At 68.4% G+C, this 1509-nt stretch carries 1 protein-coding gene; it reads left to right on the plus strand.

What is annotated here, in order from left to right; genetic code table 11:
- Positions 1–169: 169 nt before the first annotated feature.
- Positions 170–1498, plus strand: a complete 1329-nt coding sequence (gene rimO, locus SX243_26280; GenBank protein ID MDY7096494.1) for a 30S ribosomal protein S12 methylthiotransferase RimO — start codon at positions 170–172, stop codon at positions 1496–1498.
- The last annotated feature ends 11 nt before the right edge of the window (positions 1499–1509 follow it).

A 1509-nucleotide genomic window follows, 5' to 3' on the forward strand; every position in this document is an offset into this window, starting at 1 on the left:
TACTGTGGATGCTCGTTCATTCTAGGTGGGTCGAGCGGGCGGTATACCTGTCAGAACTGACATGTGGCGCTCGCGCTGTGAGGCGCCGGCCGTCGGCCCGGCACGCCTGCGCGGCCGGAGGAGTTGCTATAATCCCGCGTCCCCGCGCAACCACGGTTCCGAGCAAGCTATGAGCACAGCCGCGCCCAAGGTGGGCTTCGTGAGCCTGGGCTGCCCCAAGGCCCTGGTGGATTCCGAGCGCATACTGACCCAGCTGCGAACCGACGGCTACCAGGTGGTCCCCACCTATGAGGATGCCGACGTGGTCGTGGTGAACACCTGCGGCTTCATCGACGAGGCCAAGGCGGAGTCGCTGGAAGCCATCGGCGAGGCCGTCGAGGCCAATGGCCGCGTCATCGTCACTGGTTGCCTGGGCGTCGAATCCGAGGCCATCCAGCAGGCCCACCCCAGGGTGCTGGCGGTCACCGGCCCCCAGCAGTACGAGGCGGTGGTCGGCGCGGTCCATGAGCATGCCCCCATGACGCGGGCGCACGATCCGTTCACGGACCTGGTCCCGCCGCAGGGCATCAAGCTCACACCCCGCCACTACGCCTATCTGAAGATCTCGGAGGGCTGCAACCACCGCTGCAGCTTCTGCATTATCCCGTCCATGCGCGGCGATCTTGTCAGCCGGCCGGCCGGCGACGTGCTGGCCGAGGCCGAGCGCCTTGTCCAGGCCGGGGTCCAGGAGCTGCTCGTGATCTCCCAGGACACCAGCGCCTACGGGGTCGACACCAGATACCGGACCAGCTTCTGGAACGGCCGCCCGGTCAGGACCCGGATGACCGAGCTCTGCGAGGCCCTCGGCACGCTCGGCGTCTGGGTGCGGCTGCACTACGTCTATCCGTATCCCCACGTGGACGAGCTCATCCCTCTGATGAATGAGGGCCGTGTCCTCCCCTATCTGGACATTCCCTTCCAGCACGCCAGCCCCGAGGTGCTCAAGCGCATGCGCCGGCCGGCGGCCAGCGAGAAGACCCTGGAACGGGTGCAGCGCTGGCGCCGCGACTGCCCGGATCTCGCCATACGCAGCACGTTCATCGTCGGCTTCCCCGGTGAGACCGAGGCGGATTTCGAACAGCTGCTCGAGTTCCTGGAGGCGGCGGAGCTCGACCGCGTCGGCTGCTTCACCTACTCGCCGGTGGAGGGCGCCGCGGCCAATGCCCTGGACGGTGAAGTGCCCGAGGCCCTGAAGGCGGAGCGGCTGGAGCGGTTCATGGAGACCCAGGCCCGGATCAGTGCGCGGCGGCTGCAACAGAAGGTGGGCCGCACGCTGGAGGTGCTGGTGGACGAAGCCGGTGTCGACGGTGGTGCGGTGGCTCGCAGCTACGCCGACGCCCCCGAGATCGACGGCCTGGTCTACGTCGACGCGCCGTACCCGCTGGAGGAGGGGCGGCGCTACCGGGTGGACGTCACGGACGCCGACGACCATGACCTCTGGGCCGCCGCTCGCGCCTGAGCGGAAGTCAG

Source organism: Acidobacteriota bacterium (genome assembly GCA_034211275.1).
GTDB lineage: Bacteria > Acidobacteriota > Thermoanaerobaculia > Multivoradales > JAHZIX01 > JAGQSE01.

Bases quoted from the DNA above. Each gene is read 5' to 3' on its own strand.
- rimO (MDY7096494.1), top strand. From the start codon at position 170: ATGAGCACAGCCGCGCCCAAGGTGGGCTTCGTGAGCCTGGGCTGCCCC.